The sequence below is a fragment of the Deltaproteobacteria bacterium genome, assembly GCA_021737785.1.
Lineage (GTDB): Bacteria > Desulfobacterota > DSM-4660 > Desulfatiglandales > Desulfatiglandaceae > AUK324.
Map to the genome: position 1 here is coordinate 21,515 of JAIPDI010000007.1, position 18,801 is coordinate 40,315.

At 54.3% G+C, this 18,801-nt stretch carries 14 protein-coding genes and 1 tRNA gene; 12 read left to right on the forward strand and 3 right to left on the reverse strand.

The window, feature by feature from the left end; genetic code table 11:
• Window positions 1–329 precede the first annotated feature (329 nt).
• Together K9N21_05430 and K9N21_05435 are read left to right on the forward strand one after the other, a co-directional pair.
• Window positions 330–1,922: a PAS domain S-box protein gene (locus tag K9N21_05430; protein MCF8143344.1), complete on the forward strand. Its 1,593-nt coding sequence runs from the start codon at window positions 330–332 to the stop codon at window positions 1,920–1,922.
• Window positions 1,919–3,262 (forward strand): replication-associated recombination protein A, encoded by a 1,344-nt coding sequence (locus K9N21_05435; GenBank protein MCF8143345.1) that lies wholly within the window; start codon window positions 1,919–1,921, stop codon window positions 3,260–3,262. The genes K9N21_05430 and K9N21_05435 overlap by 4 nt, the downstream gene beginning before the upstream one ends.
• A gap of 88 nt (window positions 3,263–3,350) precedes the next feature.
• Here the strand turns inward: K9N21_05435 and K9N21_05440 are convergent.
• Together K9N21_05440 and K9N21_05445 are read right to left on the reverse strand one after the other, a co-directional pair.
• A tRNA-Ser gene (locus K9N21_05440) sits at window positions 3,351–3,436 on the reverse strand.
• A 91-nt stretch (window positions 3,437–3,527) separates the two neighbouring features.
• Entirely contained in the window at window positions 3,528–4,541 is a 1,014-nt protein-coding gene (locus tag K9N21_05445) for a peptidylprolyl isomerase (protein MCF8143346.1), read from the reverse strand.
• A gap of 455 nt (window positions 4,542–4,996) precedes the next feature.
• Here K9N21_05445 and larE point away from each other — a divergent pair, with 455 nt between their 5' ends.
• From larE to K9N21_05475, 6 genes are all read left to right on the forward strand, one after another.
• Entirely contained in the window at window positions 4,997–5,827 is an 831-nt protein-coding gene (larE, locus tag K9N21_05450) for an ATP-dependent sacrificial sulfur transferase LarE (protein ID MCF8143347.1), read from the forward strand.
• Between the two features lie 53 nt (window positions 5,828–5,880).
• Window positions 5,881–7,548, forward strand: a complete 1,668-nt coding sequence (locus K9N21_05455) for a hydantoinase/oxoprolinase family protein (protein ID MCF8143348.1) — start codon at window positions 5,881–5,883, stop codon at window positions 7,546–7,548.
• Window positions 7,549–7,550: 2 nt separating this feature from the next.
• Window positions 7,551–8,858 (forward strand): histone deacetylase, encoded by a 1,308-nt coding sequence (locus tag K9N21_05460; protein ID MCF8143349.1) that lies wholly within the window; start codon window positions 7,551–7,553, stop codon window positions 8,856–8,858.
• A gap of 139 nt (window positions 8,859–8,997) precedes the next feature.
• On the forward strand, window positions 8,998–9,336 hold the full coding sequence (locus K9N21_05465) for a hypothetical protein (protein ID MCF8143350.1): 339 nt from the start codon (window positions 8,998–9,000) through the stop codon (window positions 9,334–9,336).
• The gene (locus tag K9N21_05470) at window positions 9,333–9,668 is read left to right on the forward strand and encodes a hypothetical protein (GenBank protein ID MCF8143351.1); all 336 of its coding nucleotides are present in this window, start codon (window positions 9,333–9,335) and stop codon (window positions 9,666–9,668) included. Before K9N21_05465 ends, K9N21_05470 begins: the two co-directional genes overlap by 4 nt.
• Before the next feature lie 169 nt (window positions 9,669–9,837).
• Complete coding sequence (locus tag K9N21_05475; protein MCF8143352.1) at window positions 9,838–10,284, forward strand: hypothetical protein; 447 nt, start codon at window positions 9,838–9,840, stop codon at window positions 10,282–10,284.
• Window positions 10,285–10,356: 72 nt separating this feature from the next.
• Here the strand turns inward: K9N21_05475 and K9N21_05480 are convergent, their stop codons facing one another.
• Window positions 10,357–12,168, reverse strand: coding sequence for an AAA family ATPase (locus K9N21_05480; GenBank protein MCF8143353.1), 1,812 nt, complete (start codon window positions 12,166–12,168; stop codon window positions 10,357–10,359).
• A 433-nt stretch (window positions 12,169–12,601) separates the two neighbouring features.
• Between K9N21_05480 and K9N21_05485 the strand changes: the two genes are divergently transcribed.
• The 4 genes from K9N21_05485 to K9N21_05500 all read left to right on the forward strand — a co-directional run bounded on the left by K9N21_05485 (window position 12,602) and on the right by K9N21_05500 (window position 18,634).
• The gene (locus tag K9N21_05485; GenBank protein MCF8143354.1) at window positions 12,602–15,595 is read left to right on the forward strand and encodes a phosphoribosylformylglycinamidine synthase subunit PurS; all 2,994 of its coding nucleotides are present in this window, start codon (window positions 12,602–12,604) and stop codon (window positions 15,593–15,595) included.
• Window positions 15,592–16,425: a phosphoribosylformylglycinamidine synthase subunit PurQ gene (locus K9N21_05490; GenBank protein ID MCF8143355.1), complete on the forward strand. Its 834-nt coding sequence runs from the start codon at window positions 15,592–15,594 to the stop codon at window positions 16,423–16,425. Before K9N21_05485 ends, K9N21_05490 begins: the two co-directional genes overlap by 4 nt.
• A gap of 100 nt (window positions 16,426–16,525) precedes the next feature.
• Window positions 16,526–16,951, forward strand: coding sequence for an acyl-CoA thioesterase (locus tag K9N21_05495; GenBank protein ID MCF8143356.1), 426 nt, complete (start codon window positions 16,526–16,528; stop codon window positions 16,949–16,951).
• A gap of 480 nt (window positions 16,952–17,431) precedes the next feature.
• On the forward strand, window positions 17,432–18,634 hold the full coding sequence (locus K9N21_05500; protein ID MCF8143357.1) for a porin: 1,203 nt from the start codon (window positions 17,432–17,434) through the stop codon (window positions 18,632–18,634).
• Window positions 18,635–18,801 lie beyond the last annotated feature (167 nt).

Below are 18,801 nucleotides of genomic sequence, written 5' to 3' on the forward strand. Positions count from 1 at the left end.
AACCGACGGTATGCGCTGGAACAAGGCGCCGCATTGAAAAATGCGGCGCCTTGCCAAGGTGATGCCTCATTTCACAATCTCCATAAGCTTCATATCCATCCACGCCTTCCATGATTTCCAATTTGCTTCACTTCGGTATTGCCGCTAACCGCAATCTGATGTAAGTTACAGACGAATCCTGAATACATCGCGGTAATGAGTATGTCGATTCCTGTTTTCACCGCAAAGGCGCCGAGCACGCAAAGGAAAAATCGGTTTCCTCTGCGTCCTCTTGCCTCCTGGCGGTGAGACATCATTCCTTGTTGCCGCCCCGATTGAAGGATATGTGGATGAGCGGAGACGAGCAATACGGCTCAACGGGCTGGGGCCACCGCATTAAAGAGGAAAATCGTGGATTGAGGGAAAAACTCACCAGCCTTCGAAAGGAATTGGGAAGCCTGCAGAGAGAGCTTCGGAACACCTGGAAATTGTTAGACCGTGTTCCGGGCAGTCTCATCCTCGTTCAGCAGGAGAAGGTCCTCTTTGCCAATGAAACTGCATGCAAAGAGACAGGGTACACCCGGAACGAGCTGTTGTCCCTGGAGGTCTCTGATCTTCTGGATTTTGATTCGGTCTCCTCTACACTTTCCTTTTATCAGAGACAGACCCGGGCTCAGCCCGCTTCACATCAGCATGAGACCTGTCTGAAAACCAAAGGGGGTCAATCTCTGCCCGCCGAACTCCGGGCAGACAAGATATTGTACCGGGGGAAAACGGCCATTCTATTCCATATCATCTCCCTTGACCAAAGGAAGGCCCAGGAAAAACGGCACACAGCGTCCGCAAATGCGGAGATCCTTCTAAGGATGGCCTCCGGGTTCAGGCAGGAACTGGACCGGTACCGTAGGCTGCTCCAGGAGGATACCCCCGGAAATCCAGGCCCCGGCGTATATGGGAACAATGCCCCAACATCCTGCCAGGGGATCGCGGCGATAAGAGAAAAGGAGTCACGCCTCTCACTGCGCCTTCAATGTCTGGCCAAAACCGAGTATGACCCGTCGGAACTGACCTTCGTCGGTCTGAAGGAACTCATCGAGACAGCCGTAGACATCGCCTGTCCGACGACCAATACGGGATCCCGGCCAGATGCACTCGTCACGATGAATACCTTCCTGAGAGCTCCCTCCAGTGTCTATGGCTGCGGCCGGGAGTTGCAGGAGGCCTTTGCCAACCTTATCCTGAACGCCGTAGAGGCCCTCCCGGACGGGGGGGATGTGTATCTGACGACTGAGGCGCATTCCGGTTTTGCCCATATTTATATTCAGGATAATGGGGTGGGGATGCCCGAAGCAATCATCGAAAAGATTTTCGATCCCTTTTTCACCACCAAAGATGGGACTTGGAGGGGGCTCGGTCTGAGCCTCAGCCGCGCCATCATTGATCGCCACCAGGGAGAGATCAGCGTCGTCAGCCAGGAGCGGAGAGGCAGCACCTTTGTTGTTAAACTTCCCTTGGCCCGGGATGTTGCTTCACTTGTGAAGCGGGTGACCCTCAGAAAAGGGTTAAGGGATGCGCACATTCTCATCATCGGAGATGAGGGGGTCCTGACAGATATCCTTTACACCCTTTTTAAAGACAAATGTGATGGTGTCACGGTGGTCTCTTCGGATAGGGATGGTCTCAGACTCCTGCAAGACACGCGGATCGACCTGATCATAGCCGACCAGGGCGCCTTCGCTAACGACACGAGCAGGATCGCTCGCCGGATAAAAGAGCTGCGGCCGGACCTCCCCGTTGTCCTCATCAATGCCGACAAGATGCCCGGCTCATGGGACATGGAAGGAAAAACGGGCGCAGATCTGACCATGGCCAGGCCCATAGACCTGGACAGATTTCTCTCACAGGTAGCGCTTCTGATGGAAAAAGGGGGAGCCCCCGAATGAGCAACCCACTCGATCGCCCGGTCAGGCCGTTGGCTGAAAGAATGCGGCCCAAGAGTCTGGATGAGATAGTGGGGCAGGAACACCTCCTGGGGCCAGGGGCTTTTTTAAGAAGGGCCCTGCAAAGCGGTCGCATATTTTCAGTCATCTTCTGGGGTCCTCCGGGTTCCGGTAAAACAACGCTTGCCAGGCTTATGGGAGAGGCCGCTCAATGTGCTTCCCGTTCATTTTCTGCGGTGACCTCCGGGTTGAAGGAGTTGAGGGGGGTTATTGCCGAGGCTGAAGTGGAAAGGAGTAAGTCCAACAGGCCCACCATCCTTTTTGTAGATGAGATTCACCGGTTCAACAAGGCCCAGCAGGATGCCTTTCTCCCCCATGTGGAAAATGGGCTCATCATCCTCATCGGCGCCACTACCCAAAACCCATCCTTTGAGGTGATTCCGCCGCTCCTCTCAAGGGCCAGGGTGATGGTCCTTCACCCGCTCGACAGAGACGATCTGGAGACCCTCCTGCGCCGGGCTGTTTCAGACCGGACCAGAGGTCTGGGAACTCTGGATGTCCGGGTCGCTCCCGAGGCCATGGACTACCTCGTTGAACTGGCCCAGGGGGATGCCCGCGTGGCCCTCAATAATCTGGAATCAGCCGCCTACGCTGTTATGGATACACGGCCTGACGGTCCCGTGCACCTGGCCTTGAAAGATCTTGAAAAAGCCTTGGATCGGAAGGCGCTCCCCTATGACAGGGACGGCGAGCACCATTACGATACTATTTCCGCCTTTCACAAGAGTCTTCGGGGGAGTGATGCCCAGGCCTCGGTCTACTGGCTCTACCGGATGCTCATGGCCGGAGAAGATCCGCTCTTCATCTGCCGGCGGATGATCCGATTTGCCTCTGAAGATGTGGGATTGGCCGATCCCCGCGCCCTGCCCATGGCCCTGTCCGCCTTCGAGGCTTGGCAGAAGATAGGTCCTCCCGAGGCGGAACTGGCCTTGGCCGAGGCTGCGGTCTATCTGGCCTCGGCGCCCAAGAGCAACGCCTTGTATCTGACCGAAAAGGCCGTCAAAGAGGAGATCCGGCAATCCGGGTCACTTCCGGTTCCCCTTCACATCCGGAACGCCCCGACCCGCCTCATGAAGAAGCTGGGCTACAGCCGGGGCTACCGCTATCCTCACAATTATCCGGGGGCATGGATCAGTCAGGACTACCTCCCTGAAAACCTGAGGAACCGGGTCTTCTACCGGCCAACTCAAAGGGGGTTTGAGCAGGAAATCAGAAGGCGGATGGACAGCTTTCGCAGGGCGGCGCATGCAGAGACCAGGAGCGCCGCAAAGACGAAGGAGTGAAACAGATCAGGCCGGAAAAGACAGATCAATGCCCCCAAAAAAAGATCCATAAGCATGTTAACTCACTTATGGATCTTTTGGATTATTCTGGCGGAGGGAGGGAGATTCGAACTCCCGGAGCTTTCGCTCAACGGTTTTCAAGACCGCCGCCTTCAACCACTCGGCCATCCCTCCGGCGTCCGTCGAGGGGCATTGTGCCCGACGCCGGACCCGTATCTGCGTAAAATGTAAGGTACACTTTGATCAAAGACAAGAGAAAAGCGCATCAGGGTTCCGTCTTCAAAAAGGTCTCCACCTTTGCTTCTTTTCTGAGTTTGGCCACGAATTCCATCACCTCTTTCTGGACCTTTTCCTGCTTCAGATATTGACTAATCCGTTCCTTTATTTCGTCAAACGGAACAGTACTTTCAGGTTTTTTATCGGTAACCTTGATCAGGTGATGTCCAAACTGTGTCTCAACGATATCGCTCACTTCGCCGGGTTTCATGCTAAATGCGGCCTCCTCAAAAGGGGGCACCATTTGGCCCCTGCCGAAATATCCCAAATCGCCTCCTTTGGAACTGCTCGGGCACTCAGAATTGGCCTTTGCCAATTCGGCAAAATCCTCACCCTTTTTTTCCTTCCCCTGGATATCCTTGATCTTCTTGAGGGCTTCGGCCTTTTCAGATTCCTTGGCGTCCGGGTTTACTTTTATCAGGATATGACTGGCCCGGACCTGTTCGGCCTGCCTGAACATATCAGGATGAGTGTCATAATAGTCCCTGATCTCTTTTTCGGGAACCGATATGTTATTCACAAATTTATCCACAACAAACTTCTCTGTAGCCAGGGCCTTTTCAATGTCGGTCTTCATCTGGGCCTCAGAAAGATTCATCTGCTGCAATGCTTTTTTGTAACCCTCATCATCGGGGAATCGCTTTTTCCATTGCTCCAGTCGTTCATTAACCGTCTTTTCATCAATCCGGATGCCTTCTTTTTTGCTCTCCTGGTACAAGAGCTCACTCCCGATGAGTTGATCGAGCACGCCCTCTTTCATTTGGGCATCATCGGCTGTTTTCCCCATCTTGGAAAACTGCTGCTTTGCGAAGCCTAATGCCCGGTCAAAATCCGCTTGAGTGATCGGGGTCCCATTTACCATCGCCACATTTTCCCCCTGGCCGGGTAATGAATCCTTGGCTGGTGAAGCCTTTTCGTCTGCTGCAGATGCCTGCCATCCTACCGTGATGAAGGCAAGTGCGATGATCATCGCCTTCACCCGTGTCTTCTGTCTGTCTTGCATTGATGTCTCCTTTCCTTGTGAAAACCCAAAAAGCACCTTTAGAAGGCCTGTTTTCTCTTGAGTGTCTGTAATGCGACCGAATATAAAAAAACCTGAACCGAAACTGCACAGGTCAAAGTTTCCATATTTTCTATCCGATCTTAACAAATTAGGGTACATTCTGTATAGCACCTTTTCAGCCGGCCTAGCAAGCGATATCTATGGAAAACTTCGACAACAGATTCGAAGGATTCCATTCTGAAAGGTATAAAAGATTGAAGATCTAATCACTTACACCTTGCTGCAGATTCGGCGGGAAGCCATGGGGCAGGGGTAGAAGAGGGTCTGGAAACTGCGGCTTCACATTCGGTCTCAAACCTGCTAGCATTATGCAAACTGTGTGGCCCTGGGCCTAACATGAAAGCGCTATTTTCCCGGATTCCCAGACCGGGGCAGAAAGGTTGCAATCGGTTTGTATGATGAATACAACAGCCGCGAGAGACAAAAAAAATCGTCTTGTCAGTTCCTTGAGGAAGTTCGATTCCCTGCTGGTGGCGTTTTCCGGCGGTGTGGACAGTGCATTCCTTTTGACTGTCGCCCGGGAAGCCCTGGGGAAAAAGGTGGCGGCGGCTACGGCAGTCTCCCCCATTCACCCCCGGCGGGAGCAGAATGACGCCGTCAGTTTTGCAGGAGACAGAAAGATTGCGCATTTTCTCTTTAAAACAAATGAAATGGAGATCCCGGAATTCATAGCCAACCATATGGACAGATGCTATCATTGTAAAAAAGCGCTCAGCAAAAGACTCCTTCAGATCGCCGGAGAAAAGTCGATAGGCCATGTGGCACACGGCGCCAATGTGGATGATCTGGAAGATTATCGTCCTGGGCAGAGGGCTGCCAGGGAAGCCGGGATCATCGCCCCCTTGATCGACGCAGACTTGTCCAAGGAGGAGATCCGTTTTCTGGCGAAAGAGATGGGTCTTTCCGAATGGGACAAGCCTGCCATGGCGTGTCTCGCCACCCGGTTTCCTTATGGATGCCCTATTACTGAAAAGGGACTCGGAATGGTTGAAGCAGCTGAGGCATTCCTTTCAGCCCAGGGGTTCAGGGGCGTTCGAGTCAGGCATCACGGCCCTGTTGCAAGGGTAGAGGCGGCTTCTTCGGAGATACATCGGATAGTAAGGGAGGAAACAAGGAACGCCATTGTGGAGAGGCTCCGAAAAATCGGTTTTGATCATGTTGCCTTGGACTTGGAGGGATACATATCCGGAAAGATGAACCGGGGGATAGAGGAATTGCGGGATTAGAGGATTAAGTGATGACTATCTGCGAAATCTGCGGATGGGATCGAGGGTGAACCATGATATTGGGCCTTGATGTGGGGGGGACTCAGACCGATGCCGTATTAATCCAGGAAGGTCGGGTTGTCGCTGCCGCCAAAACCCCGACCACCGGAGATCTCTTGGCTACCCTGAGGATCGCCCTCGAAAACACCCTGGGCCATGTGGATCCGGGAAGACTGGTACGGATGGCCTTCTCGACCACCATGGCCACCAATGCCATTGTGGAAGACCGTCTGGATGATGCCGGGATGATCGTATCCTCGGGACCGGGATTGAATCCGGAATGGTTCTCCGTAGGGCCGTCGTACCATGTGGTGGATGGATGCCTGGACCATCAGGGGTTTGAGACCAAGCCTCTGGACCGGTCAGCGGTCATGAACGCCGCCTCATCCATCCTCAACGCCGGCATTCCGGTCCTTGGCGTAGTCAGCAAGTTCTCTGTTCGGAATCCATGGCATGAACTCCAGGCCGCAGACTGGGTGGGACACTCTTTTTCCCACGTGGCCATGGGACACCGGATCTCGGGGGCCCTCAATTTCCCCCGGCGGATTGCCACGACCTATCTGAATGCCGCCCTTTACAGGCTGCACAAGAACTTCTCAGATGCCCTTATCCATATTCTGAGGGAGAAAGGCCTCTCCGGTCCCCGCTATCTTCTGAAACCCGACGGTGGGACCATAGATCTGGACATGAGCATCCAGCGGCCTGCGCAGACCGCCCAGTCGGGTCCGGCAGCGAGCGTCATGGGGGCCCTGGCCCTGGACGGATGTGAAGGCGTCACACTGGTCCTCGACGTGGGAGGAACCACAACGGACATGTCAGTAGTGATCGATGGCACGCCGCTGCTCAAGCCCCTCGGCATCCGGTTAGGTCCTTATCAGACCCTGATCCGCTCTCTGCTGACCCATTCCATCGGGATTGGCGGGGACAGCGAGGTCCGCATGGCGCAAGACGGCAAACTCAAAATCGGGCCGGTTCGCAGAGGGGAACCTGCGGGCTTTGGCGGCCCGGCGCCGACTCCCACGGATGCGATGATTACCCTTGGTTTATTAGATGCAGGAAAGAGGGATGTCTCCAGGCTTGCCATGGAAAAAGTGGGGGAGACTGCGGGGTGGGACGGCGCTGCCACGGCCGAAAGGATCTTGCAGGGAATGGCTGAGGCCATTGCCGCATCTGCCAGGGCCTTTGTATACGACATCAATGCACAACCGGTCTATACCATCCATGAGGTCCTGGCGGATCAACGGGTCGAACCCACGTCGGTTCTCATTATCGGCGGGCCTGCGCCCCAGATTGCCGGGTATATCGGGAAGGCCTTGGGCCTGCCGTGCCGTTTTCCCCGGCATTACGGTGTGGCAAATGCCGTGGGCGCGGCCGTGGCCAGGGTTACTTCAGAGATCACCTTGCAGGCGGATACCCAGAGGGGCTCGGTGATTATCTCCGAAGCAGCTGTGGAAAATGACATCGACGCCGGCTTCACTATGGATCAGGCCATGTCCCTCGGCCGGGCAGTCCTTTGCCGGCAGGCTGCAATTAACGGGGCCGATGAAAAGGGGCTGGAAATCTCTATCCTCGAGAGACAGGCCTTCACCATGATAAGGGGCTACATGAGAACCGGCCGGAATATCCGTCTCAAGATGGGCATCACGCCTGGGCTCATCCCGGAATGGAAGAGAGGAGGCTGAATATGCTCCATGCCGTGCGTCGAACAGGTCTGGTTTTTTTCCCCGCCTATGACTGGGCGATCAGCCCTTCCCACCCGGAACGGGAGGAGCGCCTGTTGTATACCCAGGATCAGGTTCTGGAAGAGGGGCTTCTGGACATCGACGGGATTATTGAATACCGGGTCCGGCCCGCCGGATTTGAGGACATCCGGCGCATTCACTTCTGCGTGCCCGATGAGGCCGCGGTCACCACGGAGAGTCACCTGATTTCTGCGGGTGGGTGTCTGGTGGCGGCTGATGCGGTGCTCAAGGGCGAGGTGGAGAGCGCCTTCGCCCTGGTGCGGCCGCCCGGTCATCATGCTATGCGGGTGGTTCACGGCAACCGGGGTTTCTGCAATATTAACAACGAAGCGGTCATGATCGAGTATATCCGGGAAAAATATGGAATCCGAAGGGTCGCCATTGTGGATACAGACTGCCACCACGGCGACGGGTCCCAGGATATCTACTGGCACGACCCCAACACCCTCTTTATTTCCATCCACCAGGACGGCCGCACCCTCTATCCGGGATCTGGATTTCCCCATGAAACAGGCGGTCCCAATGCACAGGGGATGACCATCAATATCCCTCTCCCCCCGCAGACCGGAGAAGAAGGCTTTCTATATGTGCTGGAAGAGCTGGTGATGCCCCTGTTGGAGAAATTCGAGCCGGAGTTGGTGATCAATTCTGCGGGACAGGATAACCATTTCAACGACCCCATCACCAACATGAATTTCTCGGCCCGGGGATACGCGGCCCTCAATGCCCGCCTGAGACCGGACATCGCCGTTCTGGAAGGGGGATACGCCGTGGAAAACGCCCTTCCCTACGTGAATGTAGGGATTATCATGGCCATGGCCGGAATGGACACATCCTGTGTAAAGGAGCCTAACTATGACACAGACTATCGGCCTCAACCGTCTGAGATCACGGGGTATATCGCAGATCTGGTGGACCGGCTGAGGGGTGTTTTCCTAGAGGGCGGGTTGAAAACGGTCCCCTGCGAGGAGGGGGAGGTCGTCCAAAGGAGCAGGGATATTTATTACGACACGGACAATATCCATGAGCGGCAGCACGAGAAGATCCGATGCTGCAAGGCGTGCCCGGGGGCCTTCTCTATCGCGTCCACCTCCAACCGTGGCCAGCATATTCTGGCGGTACATGTTCCCCTGGGGGCGTGCCGGGCATGTCGGGACATCGGGTCCGCCTGGTTTGAGGAAGGGACCCGGGGGGCGTTTACTCACGTATACCTGCAGGATCGGGTAAGGGGCGTGTACGAGAAGACCTGAGGGTCTGAAAAGTGACCATAAATGGCATAAAGCGGCACAGCCGCAACCAAAAAGGAGGGCGTAAAGCCCAATAGGAGTTTCCAGGCGCGCGCGGGTTTCTACTCCGCGCTCCTTGGGAACGGCACGTAAAGGCGGCCACATGACAACACGTAATGACTGGGACCGTGATCCCGCTGTAAGGGCCATGCGCGGGCTTTTTTCCAGGATGGAGGCCGGCCAGGATGATCTGCTTAAAGAAGTGGGGATCTCGTCCCATGACAGCAGACTCAGACCTTGCCGTGAAGAGGCCAGGGATTTTTTTGAACGGGTGCTTTCCCTCTCTGCGGCAAGAGGTCGTGAACAGAGCGAGGTGGATGCCGCCGCCCTGTATATTCACTGCCTGATCCGGGCCTTGAAACAGCATGGCCTGCCGGTCCCGGCCGGGGCTTTCCAGAAAGACAGCCCGATTGAGGAACTGTTCCGGGAGATTATGAAATGATCCGGCTGAGGCTGTTTGGCAGGTGCCGCATCTATCACGATCCGGTAAGCCCGGTCCTCCGCGCACCTGCCCAGATCGGGTGGGATGCCTGGTTCAGGACCATCGATCTGGTAACCTCCAGGCGCCTGAAGGGAAAGGAACTTCTCATGAGGACACGGGGCTGGTGGACGGTTGAGCCTTCTCTGGTGGCCGAGATCGTGGAGTCCCGTGGCCGCCTGGTTGTAGGCGATGAGGGCGAATTGATGGTGGAATTTGAAAACGAAAGAGAGGCCCAAGCCCTCTCTGTTGATCTGCGGGATCGATTTGGCGACCAGGTGCTTCTTGCACCCTGAGTTCTGGAGCCGGCGCCGGAAAATCTGTTATGATCACACGAGGCCACAGAGACACACAGGAAAAGGACCGGAAAATATCCGGTTAAGAATTCTCCGGGTCTCTGCGTCTCCATGTGGGACGAACGCCTTTTTAGGTCTGGCTATTTGAAAGGACAGGGAGGTTTCAGAAATGATACAGGAGATGTTTGCCGATAGAGGGGAGTACGCTGAGATGGCAGGGCTCCTGGACACATGGACAGCGGATCCGGGGAATGTCAAAGCGGCATTTATCCAACTCAGGGATTCCCTCTCAAAAAGGGAGAAGGCAATTTTTTATTTTAAATCGCGAGCAGGTATCAGCCATTCCTTCAGGGCATATGTGCCAAAAGGCGGCGAAACAGCGGATCGGCTTTTTGTCATGGTGGATATTGTTGACGATGATCCGGAAAACAGATGGCTTTCGGTATGTTTTTACGGGGATATGATTACGGATCCGGACGAGACAGGCGATCTGGTGCCGGGGGGTTTGCTGGGAGAAGACGGCTACTGCTTTGATCTGTACGAATATGATGGTGAGATGATTTCATATTTAAAGGAGCGGATCGAAGAGGCGCACAGGAACAGCCTGGCCCACTGAATTGGCGATGGGGAACAGGTTTATAAGAAACAGGATGCCCCTTCGGGCATCCTGTCTAAGAAATGGACCTGACTATTTGGAAAGATCCGCTGCCATCGGGTCCTCGCGATAGGTGCTCTTGATCAGGTCATTGATGAATCCTTCCATGTTCTTAACCGCATCGGCGCTGATGCTGAATGTGTCAATGCCCGATCGATCTTTCACGAGCCTCAGACCATATTCGAGCCGCTTTGCCAGTTGAAAAGTGAGGGGACCGGGCTCCTGGCCGGTCCGGATGGCCTGGCCGATAATCTCATCCACGGCGCTCTCATCAAACGCTAACGTTACCTCAAGCTTTTCCATGAGTGAGGCCTCTTCTATCTTGACCTGATCGTACATGGTGTTGAAATCTTCAATCGCCGTATCGATCTCTGTGATGTTGATCAGATATAACTCTGCGATGAGATCCATCCTGTTCGAAGAGATTTCCAAACCGCATCGTTTGCTGAGACTTTCCACCCGGTCTGAGAGGTATTGTTTGATTCTTTCATGCTCATGCTGTCTCGCCTTTTCATAACGATCCGCCCGTTCCGGATCATCCGGGTTGGCCAGCAGCATCTTGAGCTGGGCTTCCGGTTCCTTCACGATGTCCGGCGTTACCAGAAACTTTCGAATAGTCGATGAAGGAAGTTTCTTCTCAAAGGGGATCAGGACCTTTTCCATGGCGCTCACCAGGCCTCTCGCGCCGGTCTTTTCCTCGGCGGCCATCTCCGCAATCCGCGCCAATGCATCGTCCTCAAATTTGATGTCGATGCCATAGGCCCTGAAATCGATCCGTTTGCTGAGGATAATGGGGTTGTTGGGATTTCCGAGGATCTCCAAGAGGTCTTCCTTGGTAAGTTCATCGAAAACCACTACCACCGGAAGACGGCCAACAAACTCGGACTCGAAACCGAATTCGATCAAATCCTGCGCCCGCACCTCCTTCAGGATCTCCCAGGGGATCTCGGTCGGTCTCACATCGGCCTCGAATCCGATTCCCTGTTTCTGGAGTCGTTTTTTGATAATCTCCGCCAGGTCACCAAAGGCGCCGCTCATGATAAACAGGATGTTTCTGGTGTTGACCACCTTCTTTTCCCGCTTCCCGGTACGCCGGTAATGCTCAATGGCCTGGATCTGGGATATGGGATCATGGGGGACCTTGAGATCCACATCGGTCTCCTCCATCGGCTTGAGAAGCGCCCTCTGTACGCCGGTTCTGGAAATATCGTGACCGATCAGATTCTGAGATGAAGCGATCTTATCGACCTCATCGATATAGATAATCCCATTTTCCGCCAGGTCGATATTTTCATTGGCCTCATAGACGAGGTCCCGGACCAGGTCTTCCACATCTCCGCCAACATAGCCGGTTTCGCTGAATTTGGTGGCGTCCCCCTTTACAAAAGGGACGCCCAGTTTCTGGGCGATGAGTTTAATGATATACGTTTTTCCAACGCCGGTGGGACCGATCATGAGGACATTGTTCTTGATCATGCCGACGCCTGTCCTTTTCTTTTCCCCGGCATCTTTTTCGCTGTTAAACTTGATCCTGTTAAAATGGGTGCAGACCTTGGTGGCCAGAACCCCCTTGACCTGGTCCTGTTTGACCACAAAACTGTGCAAGTAGGATTCCAGCTCCTCAGGCATCATGTCAAAATGGGTTACGGTTCCATCTGCCGCGCCCCTGTTCTGACCGTCGGTCAGGGCCTCATCCTTCTTAGGGATGATAAATGGGGAGATGATCTTGATCCGGTTGCCATATTTTTTGGTGAGATAGTCGCTCAACTCTTTTTCGAGTTCGCGCTGATTCGGAATCCTTCCGGTATCGCCCTTTTCCGCTTCAAATATACCTTCTTTTTCCATTCTTTTACTCCTTAGAAATCAGCAGTTCCAAAGTGCGGGAGTCTGCAGAGAAAATGGCCCGCAATCAGAAGCGCTGCCTGGTGATTCATAAAATAATATAACTCAAATATATTCATCAGTCCCTCGATTGCAAGCGTGACGACCCCAGCGGACATACCGCCGACAGGTGTAAAGCTGTGCCGGAAAGGCGCAGGGCATTAGAGGTGCGGAGGGTTTCTCCCAAAGAATCTGTTGAAATCGGGTGTGGTTTGTGCCATGCTGGAAGCGGGTTCCAATAGGGAGCACATCTATATGTTGGCCCCTTTTGGATCGCAGGATGAGAACGGTCGGGATAGGCTGTGCACAGGGTGAAATTTACGACGACGTATAATCTTTTGTAAAAGATAATGTTGAACGGGATCCTGAACTTGTCCCGGAAAGCAGGTGATTGGCGATGCCCTTCAGGTTGGAAATCAGGCTGAAACATGAGCTGACAGATGCCGAGGGCGCCGGTATTCGGCGCAACGCAAGGGAGTATTTCGGATTCGGCGTGGACGATATCCGGGTGATCCGGGTCCTGACCATCGACGCACAATTAAACGCAGACCAATTGGCCCGGATCCAGACCGAAATATTCACTAATCCTGTTACCGAAATCTCCTCCTATGCCCCCATGGCACACGATTTCGACTGGCTGATCTGGATCGGATTGCGTCCCGGGGTGAGGGATACCGCCGGAAGCACGGCCAGAGAGGCGATTGAAGACCTTCTGGGCGTCCCGTTCAAATCGGGAGAGGCCGTCTACACCTCAAAACTGTATGAACTCCGGGGCGATTTGAAGGAACAACAGGTGCGTCGGATTGCAGGCGATCTGTTGGCAAATGAGGTGATCCAGCAATGGAAGATTTTTTCGCGGAATGACTGGCGGCCTGAGGAGGGCATCGGTTTCCCTGTTCCAAAGGTCATGCTCGACCACAGTCCTGAGGTCAATACTCTTTCGATTGACAGCGATGAGGAACTCAAAAGAATATCCCTTGAACGGAATCTCGCGCTCCAGACAAGGGATATCCCTGTTATCCGGTTCTACTTTATGAGGGAGGATATTAGAAATGAACGGAAAAAGTTCGGCCTCGATCTCCCCACAGATGTGGAACTGGAGTACATATCCCAGGCCCGCAGCGATCACTGCAACCACAACACCTTCAGGGGCCTTTTCAGATACCACGACCTCTCCACCGGTGAGAAGGAGACGGTTGACAGCCTCTTCAAGTCGTGCATCGAGGCCCCTACCCTCAAAATTAAGGAAGAAAAGGATTGGGTCATCTCCGTGTTGTGGGATAATGCCGGCGTGGGGCGGTTTGATAATGATCACTATTATGTAATTACCGGAGAGACCCACAACAGCCCCTCCAATATGGAGGCCTATGGCGGGGCCATCACCGGGATTGTCGGCATCTACAGGGACCCTCTGGGCACGGGAAAGGGGGCGAAACTGATCCTGGGGATGTATGGATATTGTGTGGGGCACCGGGATTATCAGGGCGACTTAACCCCCCACTTGCATCCCAGGCGCCTGTTGGACGGGATCATCGAGGGGGTCCGGGACGGGGGGAACAAGAGCGGGATACCCACCCCGTACGGATTACTCCTGTTTGACGAAAGCTACACGGGCAAATGCCTCGTCTTTGTAACCACCATGGGGATCATGCCGGCCAGGATCGGGGGGAAGTCTTCCCATGATAAGACCACCACCCCCGGGGATCTGATTGTCATGTCCGGGGGAAGGGTCGGCAAGGACGGCATCCACGGGGTAACCGCCGCGTCCGAGACCTACAGCGAACACACCCCGGCAGGTCACGTCCAGATTGGAGACCCCTATACCCAGAAAAAGATGCACGATTTTCTCCTGGAGGCCAGAGACGAAGGACTCATCGCGTTCATCACAGATAATGGCGGCGGTGGGCTCTCGTCCTCTGTGGGGGAATCCGCCCGGTTCAGCGACGGGTGCAGGGTAGATCTCGACAAGGTGCCTTTGAAATACGAAGGCCTGGATCAGTGGGAAATCTGGATCTCGGAATCCCAGGAACGGATGACCATTGCCGTCCAGCCGACCCATATCGATCGGTTCATGGCACTGTCCCGAAAGCATTCCGTTGAAAGCACGGTCATCGGGGAATATACGGATTCCGGATATCTTCATCTTCTGTACAAGGGGAAGACCTGCGCCTATATCCGAATGGATCTTCTGGAATCCGACTTTCCCCAGTGGGAGTTTGACGCCCACTGGGTACCGCCCGAGATCAGGGGGCTTGCGGAGCCGGTTATCAGCGAACCCATTGATCATGGGGCCCTCCTCCATGCGATGCTGGCCCGGCCCAATCTGTGCAGCCGCAACTGGATTGCACGTCAGTACGATCACGAGGTCCAGGGAACCAGCGTCATCAAGCCCCTGACAGGGAAACAAAGGGACATCCCCTCGGATGCGGCGGTTATAAGGCCCATCCTTGAATCCCCAAGAGGGCTGGCCGTTTCCCAGGCCCTCAACCCGTTCTATTCCCTGGTCGATACCTATCACATGACCGCGGCCACCATTGACGAGGCAGTCCGAAAGGTCCTGGCCGTGGGCGGGGATCCTGACCATCTGGGGGGGGTGGACAATTTCTGCTGGCCCACCATCGAATATGACCCGGTGAAAAATCCCGACGGCAGGTACAAGGCCGGTCAACTGGTCCGATCCAACCGGGCCCTTCGCGATTATTGTCTGGCCTATGGGATCCCGCTCCTTTCCGGAAAAGACAGCATGTACATTGACGGTAATCTGAAAGGCCCCTTCGGGGAGAGGCGAAAGGTCTCGGGTCTGCCCACTTTCCTGTTTACGGTATCGAGTGTCATCGAGGATATTTTCACGTGCGTATCCATGGATTCTAAATTCCCGGGAGACATCATCTACATCCTGGGCGAAACCCGGAACGAACTGGGCGGTAGTGAATATTACCAGCTGATGGGGGCGGTCGGCCTCAATGTCCCTAAAGTGGTTGTGCCGGCGCTATGGCCTCAATACAAAGCGCTTCACCTGGCCATAACCGACGGCCTGGTCTCATCCTGTCACGCGGTGTCAAGGGGGGGGCTGGCTGTGCATCTGGCGCTTACGGCCATGGCCGGCGAACTGGGGATGGATGTCGATTTCTCCCGGATCCCCGGTGCCGACGCGTTAACCCCGAGCCAGGGACTTTACTCGGAATCGTGCGGCCGATTTATCATCACGGTTGCCCCCGACCGGCAGGAACGGTTTGAATCAATCTTTTCCAATTTGAATATCGGCCGGATCGGGACAACCACTGAATCGCCGATGTTCATCATAAGGGGTGATGCAGGGGTGCCTCTTGTACGGGAAAACATTGCGGAATTGAAGGGTTCCTGGAAACGGCCGTTTGGAGAACTGATATGAGACAGATCAAGGCCTTGGTCCTCACGGGCTACGGACTCAATTGCGATTACGAGACCGATTACTCGTTGAAGCTGGCGGGGGCGGATTCCCACAGGATACATATCAATGAACTGATCAGTGGCAAAAGTCATCCTGCTGAAATCAGATTATCCGACTATCATATCCTGGTGCTGGGAGGCGGGTTCAGCTGGGCAGATGATCACGGCGCCGGCGTGCTGATGGCCACCAAAATGAAGCATCATCTGGGCGAGGAACTGAATGAATTTGTTCAAAACGGCAATCTCATCATCGGTATCTGCAACGGCTTCCAGGCTCTGGTCAATATGGGCCTCCTTCCGGGCTTTGGGGATCGATGCCGGGAGCGGAGCGTTGCCCTGACCTATAACGATTCGGGCAACTTTATTGATACATGGGTCCGGTTGAAGGCCGACCCGGAATCCGGCGGGATTTTCACCCGGGGGATCTCTGATCTGGAACTCCCTGTGCGGCACGGCGAGGGAAAGTTTTATGCTCCCCGGGAGATCCTTGAGCAGCTCTTTCTGAATCACCAGGTGGTGTTGCAGTATGCCGACGACCACGGAAAGGCGGCCGACGGGGCCTGGCCCTTCAACCCCAATGGGTCGCTAAGGGATATTGCGGGGATCTGCGATGCGACCGGACGGATCTTCGGAATCATGCCCCATCCCGAGGCATTCAATCATTTTACCAATCACCCCGACTGGCTCCGAAAGAAGGAGGCCCTTGCGCGTCAAGGGGAGACGTCCCTTCCCAATGAGGGAGAGGGCATTCAAATCTTCCGCAATGCGGTCGATTACATGCGGGGGGCATAGGAGAGGGAGCGAGGAGCGGGGAGCAGGCAAATATAGGTCCAATACGATTTATAGGCCGTATTCCCTTGGAACCCGGACGAAAAGGCGCAGCGAGCAATCAATGAAGACACACACGGTTGACCGGAAGATCATGTGGGGAGATCTGGATTCCCTCGGCATCGTATTTTATCCCCGGTTCTATGAATGGATCGATGCATCGGGCCATCTCTTTTTCGAAGCCATCGGGCTGACCCTCGGTGATATGTGGCGCAGCAGGCAGATCCTCTTTGGCCTCGCAGAAACCTCCTGCCGATATAAGAAGCCGGGGAGATATCATCAGGAAATCCGGATCAGCACCCATGTGGATGGATTGTCTGAAAAGACAGTCTCCTTGAAACACGTTATCACGGAACATTTCACCGGGACCCTCCTTGTTGAGGGATATGAAAAGCGGATTTGCCTCGATGTCTCAAACCCGGACAATTTCCGCGCCATTGATATCCCGGCTGATATCCTGGCAGTGCTCAAAGATGTGATGAAAGACTGAGCCCACAACCAATCCGAGCAAATCTCGCGAGAAGAAAGCCTACGCCAAGAGGGATCATGGAAATTCGCCATCCTTGTGCGGGCGAACAAAAAGCCGGACTTCATTTGTTCTTGACTTTCAATGGGAAATAAAGTATGAACATCGCGACTTTCGGCCGTTTGTGAAGCAGCGGGAAGGGGAAAGATGCGGCGCAGTTATCAAAGGTCGGGACCACAACAGAAATCCGGGCGGGTATCCTGTTGAAATCTCCCCCGCGGGTACGGGGAAAATGGCCTGAACATGAGAAAAATGCTTGACATTTCTCTCATAACTTGTTAAATACCTGGTCACGAAGTTTTATTACTTGTAATATTAATGAGGAGTTGCTTAAAACTGTCTATACTTTTTTATAGAAAGGAGGCGATAGGTTTTACTATATTTTAGTGGGGAATTGAGTTGAGAAACATTTTAACCATAAACACTTTTTAGGAGGAGAGAGTAATGAGAAAACTATTTGTATTGGGTATGGCTGCCTTATTGCTGGTCGCCTTTGCTGTGCCTGCCATGGCAGATGTGAAAATCGGCGGTATCATCTTTACCGATTTCTATTATCTTGATCGGGATACGGCAAACTCAACCTGGAGAGGATACGGTGGAGATTCCTTTACCCAGACGGCCATACAAGTCCCCAATATCACCCGTCTGTACGGCAGGTGGACCAATGAAGACAACGTGGGCATGTATATTGAGTTTGGTCTGGGCCAGGGGACCGGAAACACGATAAATTCCAGTTCCGATAATGACTTCAGCGCTGTCGTGCGTCACGCGTACGGCTGGTGGGATGTCAACCCCATGTTCACGATTATGGCGGGTCATTCCACCACCCCCTTCTCACCCCTGAACCCCTCCCAGTTGATAGGGACAAGGTCGGGATCTGTCAACATCATCGGCGTGGGTTACGGTGACTTCTACTCCGGCCGTTTTGCTCAGGTCAGAGGTACCTTTAAATTCGGTAAGGCCGCACGGCTCGAGATTGCCCTGGTGGATCCCAATGGTACGCTCGCCGGCGGAAGCTACGGTCCCTGGACAGGTCAAGGCGGTGAGGCCGTAGGCTATCAAACCAACACCAAGATCCCAAGAATCGATATCAGCGTCCCGATCTATTTGGGACCGGTTCATCTCTACCCCGGTTTCCTGTATCAGCACAGGACCGTGGATAGACTGGGCACCGCTTACGCGGGTGTGGACAACAGCATCGATACCTGGATCGGTACATTGGGCGCCAAACTCGGACTCGGCCCCTTCGGGCTCTCCGGCGAATTCAACTACGGCGAGAACTGGGGCAACACCCGCGGCCTCGCCGGCACCAGCCCGTCTATCATAGGCGGTATGGCAAGCGCTACGCTGAAGAACAACGGTCAGATCCACGATGCAGAGACCTACTCCTTCTGGGTTGAGCTTTCCTACAAATTCGGTCCGATCACCCCGAGCCTGATGTACGGGCAGCAGAAATCGGAAAATGAGACCGCTGCCGGTGTAGATAGAGATATCAGGACACAGATGTGGGGTATCAGCGTCCCGATCGATCTGGCCAAAGGCTTCCGAGTGAGACCAGAACTGATGTGGTATGACGATGGTGATGATTTGGGCGTAGATTACGGCAAATACGCCATCTACGGTGTGCAGTTCCAGATCACCTTCTAAAAACTTGAGTGTATCTATCCAGGGGTCTGGAAGCTCAGGCCCCTGCTGAATCAAAAAGCCCCCTTCCTATGATGCATCAGGAAGGGGGCTTTTTTTGTGGCCGTTTTGCTGTCAGGTGGGAATTGAGGGGAGGAGAAGGAACCGCGCGGAACGAGAATTGGGGTTTT